Annotated in this window: 18 protein-coding genes and 1 tRNA gene; 11 read left to right on the top strand and 8 right to left on the bottom strand. The window is 61.3% G+C overall.

Annotation, left to right across the window (positions count from 1 at the left end; all coding sequences use genetic code 11):
* Positions 1-38: 38 nt before the first annotated feature.
* The 5 genes from CLV85_RS04185 (at position 39) to pstB (ending at position 5,342) form a co-directional block, all read left to right on the top strand.
* Positions 39-1,118 carry a phosphate ABC transporter substrate-binding protein PstS gene (locus CLV85_RS04185; RefSeq protein ID WP_100388328.1) on the top strand — a complete coding sequence of 360 codons (1,080 nt, stop codon included), beginning with the start codon at positions 39-41 and terminating at the stop codon, positions 1,116-1,118.
* Positions 1,119-1,277: 159 nt separating this feature from the next.
* Entirely contained in the window at positions 1,278-2,372 is a 1,095-nt protein-coding gene (locus tag CLV85_RS04180; protein WP_100388327.1) for a phosphate ABC transporter substrate-binding protein PstS, read from the top strand.
* A 146-nt stretch (positions 2,373-2,518) separates the two neighbouring features.
* Positions 2,519-3,463, top strand: coding sequence for a phosphate ABC transporter permease subunit PstC (pstC, locus tag CLV85_RS04175; protein ID WP_100388326.1), 945 nt, complete (start codon positions 2,519-2,521; stop codon positions 3,461-3,463).
* Complete coding sequence (gene pstA, locus CLV85_RS04170; protein WP_100388325.1) at positions 3,463-4,545, top strand: phosphate ABC transporter permease PstA; 1,083 nt, start codon at positions 3,463-3,465, stop codon at positions 4,543-4,545. The genes pstC and pstA overlap by 1 nt, the downstream gene beginning before the upstream one ends.
* Positions 4,546-4,562: 17 nt before the next feature.
* Complete coding sequence (pstB, locus tag CLV85_RS04165) at positions 4,563-5,342, top strand: phosphate ABC transporter ATP-binding protein PstB (protein WP_100388324.1); 780 nt, start codon at positions 4,563-4,565, stop codon at positions 5,340-5,342.
* A gap of 95 nt (positions 5,343-5,437) precedes the next feature.
* On the opposite strand, the gene CLV85_RS04160 is transcribed toward pstB, so the two are convergent.
* Positions 5,438-6,340 carry an anti-sigma factor gene (locus tag CLV85_RS04160; protein ID WP_100388323.1) on the bottom strand — a complete coding sequence of 301 codons (903 nt, stop codon included), beginning with the start codon at positions 6,338-6,340 and terminating at the stop codon, positions 5,438-5,440.
* Positions 6,337-6,933, bottom strand: coding sequence for a sigma-70 family RNA polymerase sigma factor (locus CLV85_RS04155; protein ID WP_100388322.1), 597 nt, complete (start codon positions 6,931-6,933; stop codon positions 6,337-6,339). Before CLV85_RS04155 ends, CLV85_RS04160 begins: the two co-directional genes overlap by 4 nt.
* A 460-nt stretch (positions 6,934-7,393) precedes the next feature.
* On the opposite strand from CLV85_RS04155, the gene CLV85_RS04150 reads away from it, so the two are divergent.
* Entirely contained in the window at positions 7,394-8,608 is a 1,215-nt protein-coding gene (locus CLV85_RS04150) for an ABC transporter substrate-binding protein (protein WP_100388321.1), read from the top strand.
* A gap of 36 nt (positions 8,609-8,644) precedes the next feature.
* Here the strand turns inward: CLV85_RS04150 and CLV85_RS04145 are convergent, their stop codons facing one another.
* Positions 8,645-9,274 carry a DNA-directed RNA polymerase subunit beta gene (locus tag CLV85_RS04145; protein WP_100388320.1) on the bottom strand — a complete coding sequence of 210 codons (630 nt, stop codon included), beginning with the start codon at positions 9,272-9,274 and terminating at the stop codon, positions 8,645-8,647.
* Between the two features lie 25 nt (positions 9,275-9,299).
* On the opposite strand from CLV85_RS04145, the gene CLV85_RS04140 reads away from it, so the two are divergent.
* The 3 genes from CLV85_RS04140 to CLV85_RS04130 all read left to right on the top strand — a co-directional run bounded on the left by CLV85_RS04140 (position 9,300) and on the right by CLV85_RS04130 (position 13,635).
* Positions 9,300-9,372 (top strand) — tRNA-Lys (locus CLV85_RS04140).
* Between the two features lie 78 nt (positions 9,373-9,450).
* Positions 9,451-9,927, top strand: a complete 477-nt coding sequence (locus CLV85_RS04135) for a WapI family immunity protein (RefSeq protein WP_147433344.1) — start codon at positions 9,451-9,453, stop codon at positions 9,925-9,927.
* A gap of 141 nt (positions 9,928-10,068) precedes the next feature.
* Positions 10,069-13,635: a DUF4132 domain-containing protein gene (locus CLV85_RS04130; protein WP_100388318.1), complete on the top strand. Its 3,567-nt coding sequence runs from the start codon at positions 10,069-10,071 to the stop codon at positions 13,633-13,635.
* A 109-nt stretch (positions 13,636-13,744) separates the two neighbouring features.
* Here the strand turns inward: CLV85_RS04130 and CLV85_RS04125 are convergent, their stop codons facing one another.
* A complete protein-coding gene (locus CLV85_RS04125) occupies positions 13,745-14,575 on the bottom strand; it encodes a nuclease-related domain-containing protein (protein ID WP_100388317.1) in 831 nt (276 codons plus the stop codon).
* A 266-nt stretch (positions 14,576-14,841) separates the two neighbouring features.
* On the opposite strand from CLV85_RS04125, the gene CLV85_RS04120 reads away from it, so the two are divergent.
* Positions 14,842-15,759 carry a phosphodiesterase gene (locus CLV85_RS04120; protein WP_100388316.1) on the top strand — a complete coding sequence of 306 codons (918 nt, stop codon included), beginning with the start codon at positions 14,842-14,844 and terminating at the stop codon, positions 15,757-15,759.
* Between the two features lie 59 nt (positions 15,760-15,818).
* On the opposite strand, the gene CLV85_RS04115 is transcribed toward CLV85_RS04120, so the two are convergent.
* Together CLV85_RS04115 and CLV85_RS04110 are read right to left on the bottom strand one after the other, a co-directional pair.
* Entirely contained in the window at positions 15,819-17,381 is a 1,563-nt protein-coding gene (locus CLV85_RS04115; RefSeq protein WP_100388315.1) for a stealth family protein, read from the bottom strand.
* 170 nt (positions 17,382-17,551) lie between these two features.
* Positions 17,552-17,842 carry a YciI family protein gene (locus CLV85_RS04110; protein ID WP_100388314.1) on the bottom strand — a complete coding sequence of 97 codons (291 nt, stop codon included), beginning with the start codon at positions 17,840-17,842 and terminating at the stop codon, positions 17,552-17,554.
* A gap of 100 nt (positions 17,843-17,942) precedes the next feature.
* Here CLV85_RS04110 and CLV85_RS04105 point away from each other — a divergent pair, with 100 nt between their 5' ends.
* Positions 17,943-18,203, top strand: coding sequence for a PLD nuclease N-terminal domain-containing protein (locus CLV85_RS04105; RefSeq protein WP_229820325.1), 261 nt, complete (start codon positions 17,943-17,945; stop codon positions 18,201-18,203).
* Here the strand turns inward: CLV85_RS04105 and CLV85_RS04100 are convergent.
* Both CLV85_RS04100 and CLV85_RS04095 read right to left on the bottom strand, forming a co-directional pair.
* Positions 18,200-18,778, bottom strand: coding sequence for a cysteine hydrolase family protein (locus CLV85_RS04100; protein ID WP_100388313.1), 579 nt, complete (start codon positions 18,776-18,778; stop codon positions 18,200-18,202). The genes CLV85_RS04105 and CLV85_RS04100 overlap by 4 nt on opposite strands.
* A 15-nt stretch (positions 18,779-18,793) precedes the next feature.
* Positions 18,794-19,852 carry a VIT1/CCC1 transporter family protein gene (locus CLV85_RS04095; RefSeq protein ID WP_100388312.1) on the bottom strand — a complete coding sequence of 353 codons (1,059 nt, stop codon included), beginning with the start codon at positions 19,850-19,852 and terminating at the stop codon, positions 18,794-18,796.
* Positions 19,853-19,857: the final 5 nt, after the last annotated feature.

Genomic DNA, 19,857 nt, shown 5'->3' with positions numbered 1-19,857 from the left:
GAGAATGACGTGCACGTCAGTTTCTCGAAGGGATCCCTGTGAAGTTCACCCGCCTCGGCACCGCCACCGCACTCGCGATGGCAAGCGCACTCGCTCTCACCGGATGCGTTCCTGCTCCCGTCGGTGACGTCTCGGGCCCCTCCGGCACGATTATCGGTGCCGGTGCGTCCTCCCAGCAGGCCGCTCAAGAGGCGTGGGTTCGCGGCTTCCAGCTAGCGAACGTGGCCGCGACGGTCGAATACGACCCCATCGGGTCTGGCGGAGGGCGCGACACCTTCATCGGTGGCGGTGCCGCGTTTGCCGCCTCGGACCGCGCCTACAAGGTCGAGGAAATCGCTGAAGCCGACTTCGTCTCGTGCGTTCCCGACACCGGCATCCTCGAGATTCCTGCCTATATTTCACCGATCGCGATCATCTTCAACCTCGATGGCATCACCTCGCTCAACCTCGACGCCGACACGATCGCCGGCATCTTCACCGGCGAGATTGATCAGTGGGATGACGCGGCCATCGTCGACCAGAATCCCTCCGTCGATCTACCCAGCCGCAACATCACCGCGGTGCACCGCGCGGATGACTCCGGAACGACCGCCAACTTCACCGATTACCTCGCCGCGGCAGCGCCCTCGGCCTGGACCGTCGGATCCATCGAGAAGTGGCCGCTGGAATTCGGCGGCGAAGCGGCGCCCCAAACCTCCGGTGTCGTCGACGCCGTCACCAACGGAACCGGCACAATCGGTTACGCCGACGCCTCCCGCGCTGGCGACCTCGGCACCGTCGCCGTCAAGGTCGGCGACGACTACGTCGAGTACTCCCCCGAAGCAGCAGCCGCCATCGTTGATGTCTCGCCCTTCGGCGAAGGACGCGGTGAGACCGACTTCGCGGTAGAAATCGACCGAGCATCCACCGCCAGCGGCGTGTACCCGGTCGTGCTCATCAGCTACCTCATCGCCTGCAACGAGTACGTGTCGAACGACCGGGTGGATGTCATCCGTGGCTACCTCGACTACGTGATTAGCCCCGAGGGCCAACAAGCCGCGGCTGCTTCTGCCGGCTCGGCGCCGATCTCTGACTCCCTCTATGAGAAAGCTCGCGCTGCCGTCGCAGCGATCAAATAGCTCACATCCCCGGGATTCCGGGACTGCTCTTCGTGGTGTTGACGGGTCGTTTACCTCCCGTTTACCTAACCGGGTAAAGGTGGCTACCTGCGCTGCCTAGGTTTTCTATTTGGGTCGCACCGGCCTGAAACCTGAAATCAACATCCCGAAGGGAAAACTGTGAACTTCAAGCGTCTTGGCACCATCGGTGCCATTGCTATCGCAGGCACCATCCTCCTCTCATCGTGCGCAGCAGCAGCCGACAACGGCAGCGATGAAGGATCCGCTTCAGACCTCACCGGAACGCTCGTTGGCGCCGGCGCATCGTCGCAGCAGTCAGCTCAAGAGGCGTGGGTTGCTGGATTCCAGACCGCGAACGAGAACGTCACGGTCGAGTACGACCCCATCGGTTCCGGTGGTGGACGCGACACGTTCATCGGTGGCGGAAGCCAGTTCGCTGGATCGGACCGCGCGTTCAAGAGCGAAGAAATTGACGAAGACAACTTCGCATCGTGCGTTCCCGGCACCGGCATCCTCGAGATCCCTGCCTACATCTCGCCGATCGCGATCATCTTCAACCTCGACGGTGTTGACTCGCTCAACCTCGACGCCGACACGATCGCCGGAATCTTCACTGGCGAGATCACCAACTGGAGCGACGACGCTATCGCTTCGCAGAACGACGGCGTAGACCTGCCCGACCTCGGCATCACCGCCGTACACCGTGCAGACGACTCGGGAACGACCGCGAACTTCACCGACTACCTGTCGGCTGCTGCTCCCTCGGTCTGGACCGTCGGATCGATCGAAACCTGGCCCACCGAGTTCGGTGGCGAGGGTGCTCCTCAGACCTCGGGTCTCGTTGACGCCGTCACCAACGGAACCGGAACCATCGGTTACGCCGACGCATCGCGTGCCGGAGACCTCGGAACCGTCGCCGTCAAGGTCGGCGACGAGTACGTTCCGTACTCCCCCGAAGCTGCAGCAGCAATCGTTGACGCATCGCCCTTCGCAGAAGGCCGCGGCGAGACCGACTTCGCTGTAGAGCTCGACCGCGCATCCGACGCCTCGGGTGTCTACCCGGTCGTTCTGATCAGCTACTTGATCGCGTGCAACGAGTACGCCTCGAGCGACAACGTTGACCTGGTCAAGGGCTACCTCAGCTACATCATCAGCGACGAGGGACAGGCCACCGCGGCTGAGTCCGCTGGTTCAGCACCGATCTCCTCGGCTCTGTTCGAGAAGGCTCAGGCTGCTGTAGACGCCATCAAGTAACACCTTGAGTCTGCTTCGACCCCGTTGCTACTGGCAGCGGGGTCGGGCAGACTTTCCTCTGGGTCACGTGAACTCGTTCGCCCAGAAACCAGCATGACAACCACACGACGCACTAAGCCACGCCAGGGATAAGGGATACTCGACACATGACCTCGACTGCGGCCCCCCGTATCCGCGCGAAGCAGCGCCCAGGAGACCGCCTCTTCTCAGGTACAGCCCTCACCGCTGGTGCGCTGATCCTCGCGATCCTCGCCGCCGTCGCGGCCTTCCTCGTGTTGCAGGGTGTTCCCGGCATCACCGCGGACCCCGAGAAAACCACTCTTCTTGAAGGCACGAACTTCTGGGCCTACGTTGGCCCGCTCGTGTTCGGTACCCTCTGGTCGGCCGGATTGGCCCTCCTCATGGCCGTGCCGATCGCCATCGGTATCGCCCTCTTCATCTCGCACTACGCACCGCGACCTCTCGCCGCAACGCTCGGATACATCATCGACTTGCTGGCCGCCGTGCCTTCCGTAGTCTTCGGCCTCTGGGGCGGAAACGTACTCGCCGTGGGAGTGCAGCCGTTCTACACCTGGCTCGTTGACAACTTTGGCTGGATCCCGCTCTTTGCCGGCCCAGCCTCGGGAACGGGCCGCACCATTCTCACCGCTTCGATCGTGCTCGCCGTGATGATCCTGCCGATCATCACCGCCATCTGCCGCGAAGTCTTCCTCCAGACTCCGGTACTCCACGAAGAAGCTGCTCTCGCTCTCGGCGCTACCCGCTGGGAAATGATCAAGACTGCTGTGCTTCCCTTCGGCCGCGCCGGCATCGTCTCCGGCGCCATGCTCGGCCTCGGCCGCGCGCTCGGCGAAACCATGGCCGTTGCGATGGTGCTCTCGGCCTCGAACGTCATCACGTTCAACGTGGTCAGCTCGACGAACCCGTCAACCATCGCCGCCAACATCGCGCTGAGCTTCCCTGAGGCTTACGGCCTCAACGTGAACGTGCTCATCGCGACCGGCCTCATCCTCTTCGCCATCACGCTGGTCGTCAACACGATTGCGCGCTACATCGTCAACCGCCGCAAGGAATTCTCGGGAGCGAACTGATGACTACCACCACACCAGCGCGCCCCATCCAGAACGCGTACGCCGCCGGCCAGCTACCTCGCTGGGCTCCCCTGCTCATCCTGATCAGCAGCCTCGTCACGTTCATCCTGATCTTCCTGTTCATTCAGGCCGGCCAGGTCGACGGCGAATTCAACATCGTCGCAGCGATTCTCTTCGGAGTCGTTCTCTACGGCGTTGTGCTCGTGACCGTCTCACGGCTCGTTGAAGGCCACCGTCGCGCCGTAGACCGCCTCGTGACGACCCTGGTGACCCTCGCCTTCGTTGTGGCGCTCCTGCCGCTCATCTCGCTTCTCTACACCGTGGCGATCAACGGTGCGGCTCGCTTCGACCTCGACTTCTTCACGCTCTCGCTGCGCAACGTCGTCGGCGAGGGTGGCGGTGCGGCTCACGCCATCATCGGTACGTTGCAGATGACGTTGGCGGCCACCGTGATTTCGGTGCCCATCGGGCTCATGACCTCGATCTACCTCGTCGAATACGGTCGCGGCCGTCTCGCCCAGGCCATCACCTTCTTCGTGGATGTCATGACCGGCATCCCCTCGATCGTCGCCGGCCTCTTCGCCTACTCCCTCATCGTGCTGTTCTTCGGCCCCGGCGTACGCGTCGGAATCGCCGGAGCCCTCGCCCTGTCGGTGCTGATGATCCCCGTCGTCGTGCGCTCGAGCGAAGAAATGCTGCGACTTGTACCCAACGAACTGCGTGAGGCCGCGTTTGCACTCGGCGTGCCCAAGTGGCTAACCATTCTGAAGGTTGTGCTGCCGACATCCATCGCCGGAATCACTACCGGTGTGATGCTCTCCATCGCCCGCGTCATTGGCGAGACCGCACCGCTTCTTGTGGCTGCTGGCTTCACCAACAACTTCAACTACTCGCTGTTCAGCGACCGGATGCAAAGCCTGCCGGTATTCGTCTACAGCTCGTACATCTCCCAAGGCACCGATGCTCAGGCCTACATCGATCGGGCGTGGGCCGGAGCGCTCACCCTCATCCTGATCGTGATGGCGCTCAACCTGCTGGCCCGCATCATCGCCAAAATCTTCGCCCCCAAAACCGGTCGATAACCGAAGGAACCTAATTCGTGTCTAAGCGCATCGAAGTCAATGATCTCAACGTCTACTACAGCAAGTTTCGCGCTGTAGAAGGTGTCTCGCTCACGATTGAGCCCCGTACGGTTACCGCCTTCATCGGCCCCTCCGGTTGTGGCAAGTCGACCTTCCTCCGCACGCTCAACCGCATGCACGAGGTCATCCCGGGCGCCTACGTCGAAGGCGAAGTTCTCATCGACGGCAACAACCTGTACGGCCCCGGCGTCGACCCCGTGAACGTGCGTCGCCAGGTGGGCATGGTGTTCCAACGCCCCAACCCCTTCCCCACGATGTCGATTCGCGACAACGTGCTGGCCGGAGTGAAGCTCAACAACAGCCGCATCACCAAGAACGACGCTGACGACCTCGTTGAGTCATCGCTCGTGGGTGCCAACCTGTGGCAAGAGGTCAAGGACCGCCTCGACAAGCCCGGCTCCGGTCTCTCGGGTGGGCAGCAACAGCGACTCTGCATCGCCCGCGCCATCGCCGTGAAGCCTGACGTCGTGCTGATGGATGAGCCCTGCTCGGCCCTCGACCCCATCTCCACCCTCGCCATTGAAGACCTCATCGAGGAACTCAAGCAGGAGTACACGATTGTGATCGTGACCCACAACATGCAGCAGGCCTCGCGCGTCTCCGACCGCACCGCCTTCTTCAACATCGCCGGAACCGGTGCTCCCGGCAAGCTCATCGAATACGACGACACCACCACGATCTTCTCGAACCCCAGCGTTCAGGCAACCGAAGACTACGTCTCGGGCAAGTTCGGGTAACGAACCGCTCGAGCACGCTGTCGCTATCCTGCGGCACGAAAAAGCCCCCGCGCCTTATCGGCCGGGGGCTTTCTCATTAGTTACGTCAGGCGGCGCTACGCGCTCTCGAAGACCACAATCGGGTCGGTGGTGGGAGCATCCGAGCCGCCCTTGGGTTCGATCGTGACTCCCACGATGTCGCCGGCGCCCATTTCGCCATCGAGCACGCGCCACGTTGGGCCGTCCTCGGCAGCGCTCATGAGTCCAGCCGGGCGAGCACCCGCCTCATCGATGTACCAGAGTTCGTAAACCTGGTCGGCAGGAAGCGGCTCAAGACCGTCCACAATTACAGCGGATGACGCGAGCTCTCCCGACCACACGAAGGTAGCCGTGGCTCCCCCTGCGACCGTCGAGACAAGACGCTGCGAATCGCTGGCAGCATTGATCGCCGCAAGCTGGTCAGCCTGCTGAGCCGCAAACGTCGACTGCTCGATAGACGTGCGACCGATGGAATCGGCAACCACGCCACCGGCAACGATGAGCGCCACTGCTGCGGCGACAGCCGCCAAAGCAGTAGCCGGACGCGTGAACCAGCGGGCTTGAGCCTTGGTCTCCGCGGGAGTCGCCGGGGCAGGCAACGAAGTGCTTGACTGCTCGGCCGAGGCATCAGCAGCGGGCGCAACCGAGGCAGCAAGCGGCGTGACGTTCGAGAGCGGCGCGGATGCGGCATCCACACTGCTCGAAGCATCGTCAGCCGTAACAGTGACATTTGCTTCACGCGGCAACTGCGGTGTTTGCGCAATCATCGCCATGAGGTTGGCCTTGAGGGCAGGAGGCGGAGTGACCGGGTCAATGGCCATTCCGAGTGCCACTGCCGTGTCGGAGAGTTCGGTGGTCTCGGTGCGGGTCTCATCAGAAGCAGCCAAGTGCTTCTCGAAAGCCTCGCGCTCTTCGGGGCTTAATGCGTTGAGAGCGTAGGCGCCAGACTGTGCCGCGAGGTCGTCGTTGCGGTCGTTCATGATGCCACCCCCATTTCGTCGCGTAAGCGGATCATTCCATCACGTAGTCGGGTTTTGACAGTGCCGACAGGAACCTTAAGCATGGTCGCCACCTCACTGTGGCTATAGCCGCCGTAATACGCAAGGGAGACAGCTTGGCGCTGGAGTTCAGTCAGTCGGGACATGGCCTTCTCTACCCTTTCGTGTTCGAGTCGGACTTCAATGGTTTCTGAGACGTGATCGTAGTCCGGGTTGTGATCACGGATGCCGATACGAACGTCGCGGTCGCGGGACGACTGCGATGCACGTACACGGTCAACAGTTCGGCGGTGAGCCATGGTGAGAATCCAACTCACCGCTGCACCCTTATTCGAATCGAATCGGGTTGCGGTTTGCCAGATCTCCAAGAAGATCTCTTGCGTCACTTCTTCGGACTGTGAATGGTCGCGAAGGAGCCTCTTGACGAGTCCAAAAACTCGAGGGGCCAGTTGGTCGTACAGCTCGCTAAATGCGGCCTGATCGCCAGTGGCGACACGCTCTAATAGGTCTTGCGGGCTCGTGGCAGGCACACCCGGTTCTTCGGGCGTTGCGCCGACATCAGCTTCACGAGACATAAGGACAAGCATGACAGGTTCCCGTGCTCCTTCATCGCAGTTCGTGTGGTTCAGCAGCGAATCTTCAGTCAGTGGATGCGAGGCCGACGATGGTTTTCGTCAGTTGCTTTCACTGGTTAGTAATTCGGCGCCCTAGCGAGAAGGGTTTGGTCGAAAGCTGCCCGGAAATCGGCGGAGTCGCCGGCATGCGGCGAGGGGCTGAAAAGCCGCGAGCGGGCGCTAAAAAGCCGGACCACAGAGAACGCCTCACGACGCAGGGCCGCTCGAAGCGGCTAATATTGGAGCCCGGGGTTACTGTGGCCCGGCGAAGAAAAGTGTAGCAAAACCTCACCTGAGTGCTCGCTCTGAAAACTTTCGTGAAGTCTGCTCTCGATTTGGCTACCCATTTGTGCAACTATCGAGAATCTCGACACTAACTCAGGACTGAGCGCGTGAGCGCGGAAGTCGCTAGGAGAGCGCGATGCACCCGAAACCACTGCCCGCCGATCCACTCATTCGTGCGCTGATTCAACGCGCGCAGCAATCGTCGCTGAGCCGCCGTACCCTTCTGAGCGGTGCAGCCGCGGGCGCGACAGGCTTAGCCCTCGCGGCGTGTTCCACCGGGAGCAACATTGGGGTCACCGCCGCGGAAGACACGAGCGAGACGAACAACACGGTGCGGTGGGATAACTGGGCCCTCTATGTGGATGTCGACGATGAGGGCAACTACCCCACGATCGACGCTTTCGAGGCTCAGACCGGCATCAACGTGGCCTACACAGAGGCCGTAGAAGACAACAACAGTTATTACGCGACGGTCAACGACCAACTCTCGCTCGGTCAAGACATCGGGGCCGATGTGGTGTGCCTCACCGACTGGATCGTGGCCCGGCTAATCCGGTTTGGCTACATTCAGAAACTCGACCACGCCAACATCCCAAACATTGCGAATTTGCTGCCGGAACTTCGAGACGTTGACTTCGACCCCGGACGCGAAATGAGCATCCCGTATCAGGGTGGATTTGCCGGGATTGCCTGGAACAAAGAGATGCTTCCCGCCGGGCTGCGGTCAGTGCAAGATCTGTGGAATCCCGATCTCAAGGGTCGCGTTGGGGTGCTCTCAGAGATGCGCGACACGATGGGGCTCATCATGCTCGACCAGGGCGTCGACATCTCGGGCGGCTGGGGCGTCGACCAATTCAATGCGGGGATAGAGGAGCTGACTAAGCACGTCTCTAGCGGCCAGATTCTCAACATCACCGGCAACTCTTACTTAGAAGACTTAGTGAGCGGGGATACGCTCGCTGCAATTGTGTGGTCGGGCGACATCGTTCAACTCAACGCAGAGCACGGCGACAAGTGGGGTTTCGCTGTTCCTGAGGCCGGCGGCCCGATTTGGAACGACAACTTTATGGTGCCCATCGGTAGCCCCGCGAAATCGAACGTCGAAGAGCTCATCAACTATTACTACGACCCTGCTGTTGCCGCCGAGGTTGCCGCGTACGTGAACTACATCACTCCAGTAGCGGGCGCCAAGGAAGCGGCCGCCGCCATCGACCCGGAGCTGGCCAGCAACAATCTCATTTTTCCGGATGACGACATGCTCGCTCGGTCGTATGTGTTTCGCGGGCTCGACAGCTCAGAAGAACAAACCTTCAACACCGCGTTCCAGCGGATTCTGCAGAACGCTCCCTAACGAGCATCCGCTACCTCGCAGTTCTCGATCCGCGACTCAATCAAGAGCCCCGGCGCGATAGCGCTTCGCACACCCTGTGAGCTCCTCTGCCATGAGGGAGTAGCGGGAGGCGCGTGTGGTGAGCTCTGTAGCCCGCTCGGGATCAAGCAACTCTTGGTCGTCGGCGATGCTGCCCGCGCCCGACGCCAGAATGCGGCTGAACGATGCAGCACGATCCAGAGCAACACCGAAGTCACCCCGAAACAGCCCTCGCAAAATCTGGTCGGCCAAACCCTTGATTTCCTCGGGCCCCGTGGGATTGATCGCGCCGGTCACTGCGGCGTCGATTGTGGGCAGCGTCTCGATGCCACGCTGAAAGAGAAGGCTCGTACCCACCGCATCCTGTTGGATGACGGCACGCAGCAAATAGATACGCCAGAGTGCGCCAGGCAGGCTGGCGGCACTCGATCGCGACCAGAGCTCGGCGAGCGAATCGATACCGTTTTTATCCGTGTAAGCGATGATTCTGTCGATCACGGCAGGGTCATCCGAGTTGCGTGCACCCTCAAGCAGCGCGTGGGCTGTATCGTGGGCTGCGCGCATTATTTGGGCGGGATCTTCTCCCCCTTCGAATGTGTCAAACTTATCTGTCGAGTACTGCGTGGGCTTATGGAAATTTTCTGCCATGAGATCACGGTACGCTTAACATGTAGGGCCTGTAGCTCAGCTGGTAGAGCATCGGACTTTTAATCCGCGGGTCGCGGGTTCGAGCCCCGCCGGGCCCACATTTTTCTTCGCCTTCGAGGCGTTTTCATGTGGTTCTTGTGCGTTCTCCGAAGCGCGCCGCGATTAGGCTCCTGACCATGGAGTTATGGGATGCCGGCGGAACGAACTATCTCAGCATCGAGCCCATGGCTTACCAGTTTGAGGATGTACGGGTCGATCCTTACGACGCCAACTGGCTCCTGATCGATGGGCGAGCCCGTTGGGGCGCCGAAGAGTGGAACTTTCTCGAACCCTGCCTGCTCGTGGACGAGGCACGCAACCTCGGCACGTGGCTTCTGCGGGCCGCCCGCGGGCTTGTTGAGCCGATGGAGCTAAGCGGCCAAAGCGAGTTACTTCCCACGCTGAACTTCGTCGAACCAAACCTCGGATTCAGTCTCGTGAGCTTCGAGCCGTCTGCGATAGTCATCCGTGTGTTCCTTTGGCTCGAGTCACAGCCTCCGAGCGTGACGAGTGAGAGGGAATTCTTCCTGGATCTCACGATCTCGCCGAGTGATCTCACGCGCGCGGTTGCAGCGTGGGAGCAGGAGCTCGCGGAGTTCCCTCTGCGCGGCTAGTTATCCCGCTACGCATTTGCCGGAGGCGCCGGTTGCCCATTCAACCCACCCCTATGTGGGGACAGCGGCCCGGCATCCAGCCCCGTAACATTTCATTGTGAGGTTCACTCACCCCGTGTTCGCGTCCCGGTGAGGATCCACATGACATCCAGCGGCCCCCGCATTCTGCTCGCAGATTCTTTGGCGGAATTGGATGCTGTCTTACGTCACGACATTCTCGACTACGTCTTCGACGGCAGCGATCACGACTATCCGTCACGGCTCAGCCAGAACGACCGCGCTGTGTTTTCCAGCATCGATACCCTCACACGCACGGACTTCTACCTTCAACTGGAGTCCATTGAGCGTGCCGACGATGAGACCCTCGTGCGGTGGGGGCGTTTTCTCTCGGCGGCACGAGTCGAGCCTCTCTATATTCCTGGCACGATGCCGAGCTCTGTGTGGGCGCTCCTCATGGATGCACTGTCTGCATTCAGCCGCAACGGACGGCGGAGGTCTGCCGACATTCCGTTCACGTCGATAACGATTGAGAGAATCGCTGCTCTCATGCGACTCGAGCAGGTGAACGAGAATGATCTCCCCCGAAAGTTGATCGCCGAACTAATCGGCAGTGCAGACAGTTACGCTCGCTATCGAGCCACCGGACTTCGAGCGATCCCCGGCATGGCCGAGTTTCTGGTCACGAACGCCGACGCGCTTGAAGACTTGCTCCCCGACTTCACGTACGGAGCGCTCTTCGAATTAGTCAGAATCGCCGCCACCCATCCCCCGCTCGCAGAGATGCACGTAGAGCTCATCGCGGCCCTCGCCATTCACGGCGACAAGACGCTGCGGGTGCCCTCACTAGCTGTTCTTCGCGGAGTCACCCCTGCCCGCCAACTCGCCGTTCTCGAAACTCTTCTCGAAACGGGGTCTGCAGCCCATCGCGAAAGGGTCATCTATGCGCTGGAGAACGTGCCAGATATCCCGGCTGCCATGGGTGTACTCGAGCGCGCCCTTGCACGCGGCAAGAAGGGCACGGTAGAGATCGATCGGGCGATTCAACGCCTCGCCATTTACGAGCTGTACGGAGCCCCGGAGCACATCGAGGTACCCGCGATGGTGCCACTCGCCGAGAATGTGCTCGACGACGCCGCTGTCGAATCGATACGCACGGCTGTCACTGACTACCGCGCACGACAGAGCCGCCTGGTCGAATCGGCGAAGAAAGAACGAGAGGATTTTCTCAAGAAATACCCGGGCAACGCCACAGGCAACTTAGTTGAGTCCTATGAGCAGCACGTCGTTGAGGCAGACGCGACGCTGAAAGCGCTACCCCAAATCGTCGACTACCTTTCCCACGGCGGCGAGGCACCCGATCGCACTTTGTTGTACCCGCTGAATCACGTGAGCCATCGCCTCGTGGGCTTCGCCCCTATCAACTGGGTACGACAATCGGGAACCTCCTACTGGGGACGTGGAGCCAGCGATAGCCATCGGGAGATCGACGCTCGTTCGATCGCACACGCGCTCATCCAATCGGGGTCGACGGTCAACAGTGCCAACATCCACGTCTTCGGATCAGCGCTCACCGACTATTTCAGCGGACCATCGCTGTTGCCTTCCCAACTTGTGGGCTTCATGGCGGAGAACCCCCACCTATTTGATGTTGTCCTAGGCCTTGAGTTCGGCGAGATCGAAGGCCACTGGTCCGGCAATGATTTGCGCGCCGATGTGCTTCCGATTCTGGAAGCATCTCCCCGTCTCGCTGCGCGCTACTTACCCCTGGTCACTGACCTCGCGATCGGCACTGCAAAGTCGAATCGCGCAGCAGCTCAGCGGGTGCTGCAGAAGCACGGTCTAGCGGAGCGCATCGCCGAGGAATCTCTGCGAGTCGGCAACACTGAAATTCGCACTGCAGCGGTGGTCTGGGTGGGATCGCTCGGCGGCGACTGGGCGGTTGATGCACTCGCTCAACAACTCGAACAAGAAACAGTCCCGACAGTTCGCGCAACGATCATCGCCGCGCTTGAGCGACTAGGGCGAAACATCGGTGTTTATCTGCAGCCATCTGCTCTTGCGTCCGAGGCAGCCAAGGGACTCGCTAAGGGCCTGCCCAAGGAGATGGAGTGGTTTCCCTTCGCCGACCTGCCGACGGCCGCCTACGCGGATGGCACTGAGGTGCCCTCCGACGTTCTGCGGTGGTGGATTGTTCTCGGCTTCACGCTGAAAGACCCCGCAGGTGCTGGCCTGCTGCCGCTATACCTTCGTACCCTCAGTGCCGAGAGCGCCAGCGAACTCGGCCGCTTCGTGCTGACGACGTGGATCGCGCGCGACGCGACAAAAGACGACGCCGTCTCCATGGAGAAAGCATTCGCAGCGGCTAGCCGCTATTCAGGAATCGTGAAGGCGCTCGCCTTGGATGATCCGGAAATTACCCGTGAAACTCTGCTGTTCTTCGACATCGTAGATGCAGATTTGCCACCGGAGTTTTCTCTCGCGAACTCAAGAGAGTTGGACTATTTCGAGAGGGAACGATTGCGGGAATATGGCAAAGTGCCCACCGCGACAGCACACCGCGGCATCCTCTCCCTCTGCAGTTTGGTTCCCGGTGCCGAGCTCGCCGAAATCGTGCGGCAGTACATGAGACGTAAGCATCTGAAGCGGGCGCAGATCGACGCCCTCCTCGTGGTCTTGTCGCTATCGGGCGATCCAGAACCGACCCAGCTCTTGGTAGCGACGGCACGGCGGTATCGCACCGCCGGCATCCAGAAACGAGCTGGTGAGCTTGTTGACGCTATCGCCGAAGCGCGAGGGTGGTCGACAGACGAACTTGCCGATCGGATGATCCCGACTGCCGGTCTCGACAGCTCACGTTCGTTCGTGCTCGACTATGGCCCTCGTTCATTCGTAGCTCGATTCGACACCTCCCTTAAGCTGAGCCTCGAAACCGCCGAGGGAGAGCCAATCAAAGCGCTACCCGCCCCACGCAAGGCTGACGACGCTGCCGCGGCCGCAAAAACGCAATGGACGGCAAACAAGAAGGAACTGACGGCGGTCGTCGCCACGCAACGCCGTCGGCTCTACGACGCGATGTGCCTGCGACGAGAGTGGACTGGTGCTGAGTGGCGCGAGCGGCTGCTCGAGCATCCGATCATGGGCGTTCTCGTTGCGGCGTTGGTCTGGCACGTCGACGGCATCACAGTTCGCCCTGATCTCGACGGCACCCTACGAACCGTCGATGGTCTGCCTGTTGAACTGACCCCGGATGCGCGTGTGAGCATAGCGCACCCGACTACGCTCGACGCCTCCGCGATTGAGGCCTGGCGGGCGAGTGAAGCCTCCTACGGGCTCGGCTTTGACCAATTTGGAGCAACCCCGATTGCGATCACAGGAACGGAGTCACGGCGCGACAACCTTGAAGGCACGGAGAGTGAATCCTTCCGGCTGCGCTCGCGAGCGAAAGTGCGGGAGTGGAGCCGCGGGGAGACGGGCGACGACGTGACCTTCTTCGAATACGTGAAGCGGTTCGATACCGTCGGGTTGGAAGGCGTGCTGTCATTTTCGGGAAGCAGCTTGCCGGAAACGAACATCCCTATCGAACTCGGGGCGCTCACTGTTCGCCGGATCACTCCGCGCGGCAGCGGTGGCGCAGCACAATTCTCGGAGCTGCCACCCGCACTACTTGCCGAACTGGTGGCCGACTACGAGTTCTTTGGAACGGAATAGATCGCTATGACGCCAGGGCTCGGAGTCGTGCGCGAATAGTCAGGAGGCGCGAGAGCATGATCTCTCGGCTACTACCGACATAAGACGCTTGCCATAGGGCTCGTCGAGCCTAGAGACCTGCGGTGAATGACATTAGAACAGAAATGGAGCCCAGCCCGGCTGCGACGGCAAAAGCGAGCGCCCATGCGAGCCGAACCAAGTAAGCCCGCCCATCCTTGCGCTCGAGTTCACGGAATCTCGAGAGATGGCTCGGATCGATCGAGAGATCTGCGGTCGGATGCCAAGTACGCACCTCAGTCGCGGCATCAATAATCGCCGCGAGCTCATCAGGGGCCAACACTGCCCTGCGCCGTTTCAACCAACGGGGCAGCCGGCGAGCATCCATAACGCTCACGTCCTGTGGTCGCTGCCGAAAAGTGAACGATGCCGGCTCGACAATCGCCAAGACCGGGTGCACGTCGACAGGGAAACCTGTGGCCTTCGTCAGCAATTTGGCTGCGCGCTTGGCCTCGTGACGAGAGTTACGAAGGTGGTCTGTTTTCTGGCCAGCAACCATAAGCATTCGCTCACCGACCCAGATCTTCTTTCCCGGGTGTCGTTTGGTGTTGATAGTGAAGACACCGGCTGGGCCAATAACCACGTGATCGATGTCGCTGTCGCCCTTGCCGACTGGAACTGCATGGAGAACAGCCCACTCCGGGCCGAGCTGCAGAAGGAGATCGCCAACTTTGCGTTCGCCAATCGCCCCCGAAAACCAGCTTTGAGCGTGCGGATGCACGGGACGAAATCCAAACAACTGGTGAAGAACGTTTTGCGGCTCCATCGTTTCTTGAACCCGGAACAACTCTTCGATGACCGAGTACGCCGCGGGCCGCTCGATCAGATCGCTCGCTATCCTCGTCGGAGATTCGGGCTGCACAGCGTGAACTTCGTTAGTCATTCTTCCCCCATGAGCACTCCCCCGAGCGCCATCAAACCGAGGCTATCTCGTTTGCGAAGCGCACCGCGGCCCCCAAGACGGGCGACGGAGCACGATACGCCCGCGGACGAAATGACGAGTGGCGCACACAGGGAGCATTCGAACGCCAAGCACGCCCCCAAACCGGGTCACGCTGGGCGACCCCGATCCGCAGAAACCGGGGGACGGCGCGCAACTTGCCGCAGGATGTTCACCGCGCGTCCATGTTCGAGTGCTGGACTACGCCTATGACCGGCTACGTGTCGCAGTATCCTCGACCCGACCATTACGTGTTACATCTCAGCGACGTGCACCTTCTGGCCGATGGGCGGCGCCTCTACGACAGCCTCGACAGCGAGACCAAGCTGCGGCAATTGTTCGCTGAACTGGAAGCATCCGGTTCTCGCCCCGAAGCAATCATCATCACCGGCGACCTCGCTGATAAGGGCGAAGCTGAGGCCTACCGTGCGCTCCGCGAGATCGTCGAACCTGTAGCCGATCGCCTCGGAGCGCAAGTGGTGTGGGTCATGGGCAACCACGACGACCGCAGCACCTTCACCACCACTCTTCTCGATGAACCCGCCACCACCGCGCCCATCGACCGCGTAATCGACGTCAACGGGTTGCGCATTATTGCGCTCGACTCGACCGTTCCCGGCGAACATCATGGCGATATTTCGGATGCCCAACTGCTGTGGTTGCAGAACGAACTCGCTACCCCGGCACCCCACGGCACCATCCTCGCGATGCACCACCCGCCGGTGCCCACGGTTCTCGATCTTGCCGTGACCGTCGAACTTCGCTCTCAAAAGGAGCTCGCCGCGGTGATCCGCGGCAGCGACATCCGCAGCATCATCGCCGGTCATCTGCACTACTCAACGACCGCGCTCTTCGCGGGGATCCCCGTGTCGGTCGCCTCAGCCACCTGCTACACGCAGGACCTCAACGTGCCCGTCGGCGGCACCCGTGGTCGGGATGGCGCCCAGTCGTTCAACCTGGTGCACGTCTACGACGAAACAGTGATGCACTCGGTCGTTCCTCTCGGCGACTACGGGAGCCTCTCCTATGTCACACCAGAAGAAACGGCGGCGATTCTCGATCGCGACGGAATTACGATTCCACCACCCGTGAATCCCCACGTCGTTCCCAGCGCGCAGGTCGCGTAACTTCACTCACCGCACCGACGGCCGCGACTGCTCACCAGCAATCGCGGCTCCGCGCTGCCCTACTCGGCTTCGGGCAACTCCCACGGCGCCGGAATCGGGTAGTACTCATCGAGGAACGAGCGCACCGCAGCAGCACGGTCTTCCGCCGAGATTTCGGGGAAGCTGCCATCGTTCAGGCAGAAGAAGTCGCTCGAGCGCTTGCGCAGCAGCGACCGCATCTTGCGCAGCCCTTCAATGGATGTCGTGTCGACGTACTTCACTTTGGCATCCGTTTGCACGATCGCTTTTCCGCTCAGCAGTGCGTAGTAGTGGTACAGCGAGTTGGTGACCGAGATGTCGGTCGCCTGGCGGAACGCGCTGGCACTCGTGCGTGCGAAGTCGTCGGGGAACTCTGCCTCGAGCTCTCGCATCACCGACACGCGTAGCGGGGTTGCCGCGTGCTCGAGGTGACGCGTGATGGTCGCACCAAACTTCTGCTGCAGCAGGCGACGGTTGACACGCGCCGCATTCTCGAAACCAGAGCGTTGCAGGCTGCTCTCGCCAAGACCGATGCGCGTGCGTGCCTCGATGAACTTGGAGATGCCGCCCGGCGAGTAAAACATCGAGGGGCTCACGTGACGACCAAAGAACATGTCGTCGTTGGAATACAGAAAGTGCTCGCTGATTCCGGGGATGTTGTGCAACTGGCTTTCGACCGCGTGCGAGTTGTGCGTGGGCAGGTCTTCGGGGCGCTCAAAGAAGTCTTCGCTGCGCATGAGCGTGACGCGCGGGTGCTCGGCCAGCCACTTGGGTCGCGGCGAGTCAGTCGCGATGTAGATGTTGCGAATCCAAGGCGCGTACTGGTGCACCGAGCGCAGGGCGTACTTGAGCTCGTCGAGCTGCCTAAAGCGCGCCTCGGAATCATCACCCTCGCCGACCACGAAATTGGCCATACGGGCAGCACGCGCCTTCTGCCATTCCACTTCAGCGCCATCGACCCACGAGAACACGAGGTCTATTTCGAAGGGGATGTCGTGGGCAAGCTGGTCAAACATTCCCCGAAGCGTCGGCCAGCTTTCACCGTGCAACTCAACGGTGTCGTTGATGGCTTCGTTACTCGGCAGCCAGCGGCGCATAAGCGCGTTCGGGTTCGGAGCAACAACCTCGTTGCGCATGTACTCCCACAACTCGATACGCACACCAAAAGGCTCGTCAAAGCGCAGGCGGCCGGCAGGCTCGACACGGGGTCGGAAAATCACGAACGCTTTCGCTTTGATCACTGGCGCGAGCACGCCATCCGCGACCAGCACCGGGGTGTCTCGCTCATCGGACGGAACGCGCTTGCCGTTCGACTTGATGCGCGCCGGCTTCACATAGAAGGGCTCGTTCTGGCAGGCAGCGATGAGCGCGAGGCGCAGCCCCTTGCGGTCCTTGGTATCAATCGCAAGAACGGGAGTCTCGTCTTCACCGCGCACCATCAAAAAGGGGATCTCAGCGGCGTCGAGCACGCGGCGCACAAACAGCAGATCTTCGCGCACGGCTTCACGCGGCGTGAGGGTGCTGTTGCTCAGAGCAAGCAGTCCATCGTGCAAGACGACATCGTCGCGACCGACTACGGCGGGAGAAGAAACATGGTCAATCATGGTGGCCCCAATGTTCGAGCCTGGCTGAAATGCCCAACATCCGAAACCGGATGCCGTTAGCTCCTTCGAGAATAGCCCGAACCACTGAGAATCGGTCGCTTCGCGCGCGCCAAGTGGAACCGATGTGTCGCATCGGCGCCCGCACGCGCGCCGCAACTTCTCGCGAAGCGCTACATGCTGCCGAGTTCGTAGACCAGCACACTCGTGATCATGGGGTTCGTCGCGGCCAGCGCGACGGCGGCATCCTTATTCTCGGCCTCAATCACTGAGTAGCCGGTAAGCGCGTCGAGCCCAAACTCAAGGTCGGTCGCACCCTCGCGAGTGACCTCTGTTCCGGGGTTGAGGGGATTGCCGGGATCGACCATTGCTGACCCAACTTCGCCGAACCACGACATCCACGCGGCACCGATCTCGGGCGTGGGCTGTTCGAAACCTTTGTAGAGAAAGAGAAACTTGGCCATGGGGTTCACTCTCCGCCAAGCGGCGACTTCGGTGTCGACGCGCACCCGCTGCAGGCTGGCGGGCTCAGCCTACGCGCGATCCCCCGTGAAATATTGAGCGATGCTCGATAGAATTGGTCTCGCCGCCACGCTCGTGGCGCCTAAGCGAGAGGTTGTCATGCCAGAACCGATTCTCTGGACCGTCATCGCGATCGTTGCCATGGTCGGTTACTTCGCGCTAATCGTCGTTGCGCTGTCGCAGGTCTTTCGCTCCACGATGCCTGCGAACACCAAGCTGCTCTGGCTCATCGTGATTCTCATCGCGCCCTTCATCGGATCCCTCATTTGGTTCGCCGTGGGGCGCAATAGCGCGCTGCTCTAGATCACCACTCCGCCGTAGCCGGCACTCGATCCGGGGCCGACCAAGTCGCGGGTCAATGCGACCCTGCCGAACTCATCGTGCACGTTCACTCCGGTGATGCGCGAGAGTTCATCGGCGGCCACTTCTTCACCGAAGGGGCCATCCCGGTCGAAGGTGTGCGTCGCATCGATCACAAATGTCACGTCATAGCCGAGGTTACCGCCCACGCGCGCCGTGGTTTCGCAGCAGTGGTTGGTGGTGATTCCGCAGATGACAATCGACTCGATCGCGGATGCTTTCAGCCACTCGTCGAGGTCGGGGCTGCCATGAAAACTCGAGTTCACACTCTTGGTTACGAGCAAATCGGGAGTGCCCGACAGCAGCTCTTTGAAGGCGTTGCCCGCAGAACTTGGATGCAGCGGTGAGGTCTCGTCGTCGGAATCGTGCCGCACATAGACGATGGGCCAGCCTTCGCGGCGCCAATGCCCGATGAGCATTCCAATGTTGGATTCGCAGTCGGGGTTATTGCGAGGCCCCCAGTAGGCAGCATCATCAAAACCTTGCTGTACATCGACAACGATGAGTGCTGCAGCCATTGCGACCTCCGGGGTTTAGCCGAGACTTACCCCGAATAGTAGCCCTAGTAGGTACGTTGCCGCAGCAGCTCCGTAGCCAATCGCGAGTTGGCGCAGGGCCCGCTTGAGGGGCGAGGCTCCGGAAAGCAGGCCAACAATTGAGCCTGTGATGATCAGGGCGATGCCGACAAGAACCGAGGCGATCACTACCGCAGTGAGCCCCTCGGCTCCGAACAGGTACGGCAGAACTGGAATAACCGCGCCTGACGCAAAGAAGCAGAAACTGGATGCCGCAGCCCCCAGAGCCGAACCGATCGGGTTGTGTTCCGGTGTCGCCGTCGCGGCTTCCGTGGTGCGTCCGGCGAGCACTTCGGCGGCGTGCAGCTCGGCTTCGTGTGTGCTCATGCCGCGAGCGCGGTAGACGAGCGCCAGCTCGTTTTCGTCGACGTCGAGGTGGGTGACCGAGTCCACCGCCACCGGGCCGTGTGCTGCCGCGTTCTCCAGCTCAAGCTGCGAGCGCACCGACACGTATTCGCCGGCGGCCATCGAGAGGGCTCCGGCGAGGAGCCCAGCTACACCGGAAAGTAGAACGACAGCGTTAGGGAGCCCGGCAGCACTCATGCCGAGCACGAGGGCGAGGTTGGAGACGAGCCCGTCGTTCGCTCCGAACACGGCGGCGCGGAACGTTCCCGAGAGACGTTGACGCCCGCGAGTAGCGAGCGCGCGAACGACCTCCTCGTGCACGGCTTCGTCAGCGGCCATCGTGTCGGTCGCATCGTCGTCATCCAGATAAGGCGACCGTGACTCGGCGCGCTGGGCAAGGGCGAGCACGAAAACTGAGCCAAAGCGTCGGGCCAGGAAGCCGAGCATCCGAGTTCGCGGGTCGGTGGGCAGCGGGCGACCGGCCTGCTCCCCCAGCAACGTCAACCAGTGATCTTCGTGGCGTTTTTCGGCGGCGGCAAGCGCCAAAAGGATCTCGCGCTCTTCGCCGGTGCGGCGGGATGCCAGATCCCGATAGACGGCCGCTTCGGCGCGTTCGGCGGCAAGGTAGCGTCGCCACCGCCGCACATCGCGGGCTCGGGGTGCTGAACTCACGACAG

Source organism: Salinibacterium amurskyense (assembly GCF_002797685.1).
GTDB classification, from domain to species: Bacteria; Actinomycetota; Actinomycetes; order Actinomycetales; family Microbacteriaceae; genus Rhodoglobus; species Rhodoglobus amurskyensis.
Note: the sequence above shows the minus strand (reverse complement) of the source record. Positions and strands in the feature narration are given on the sequence as shown.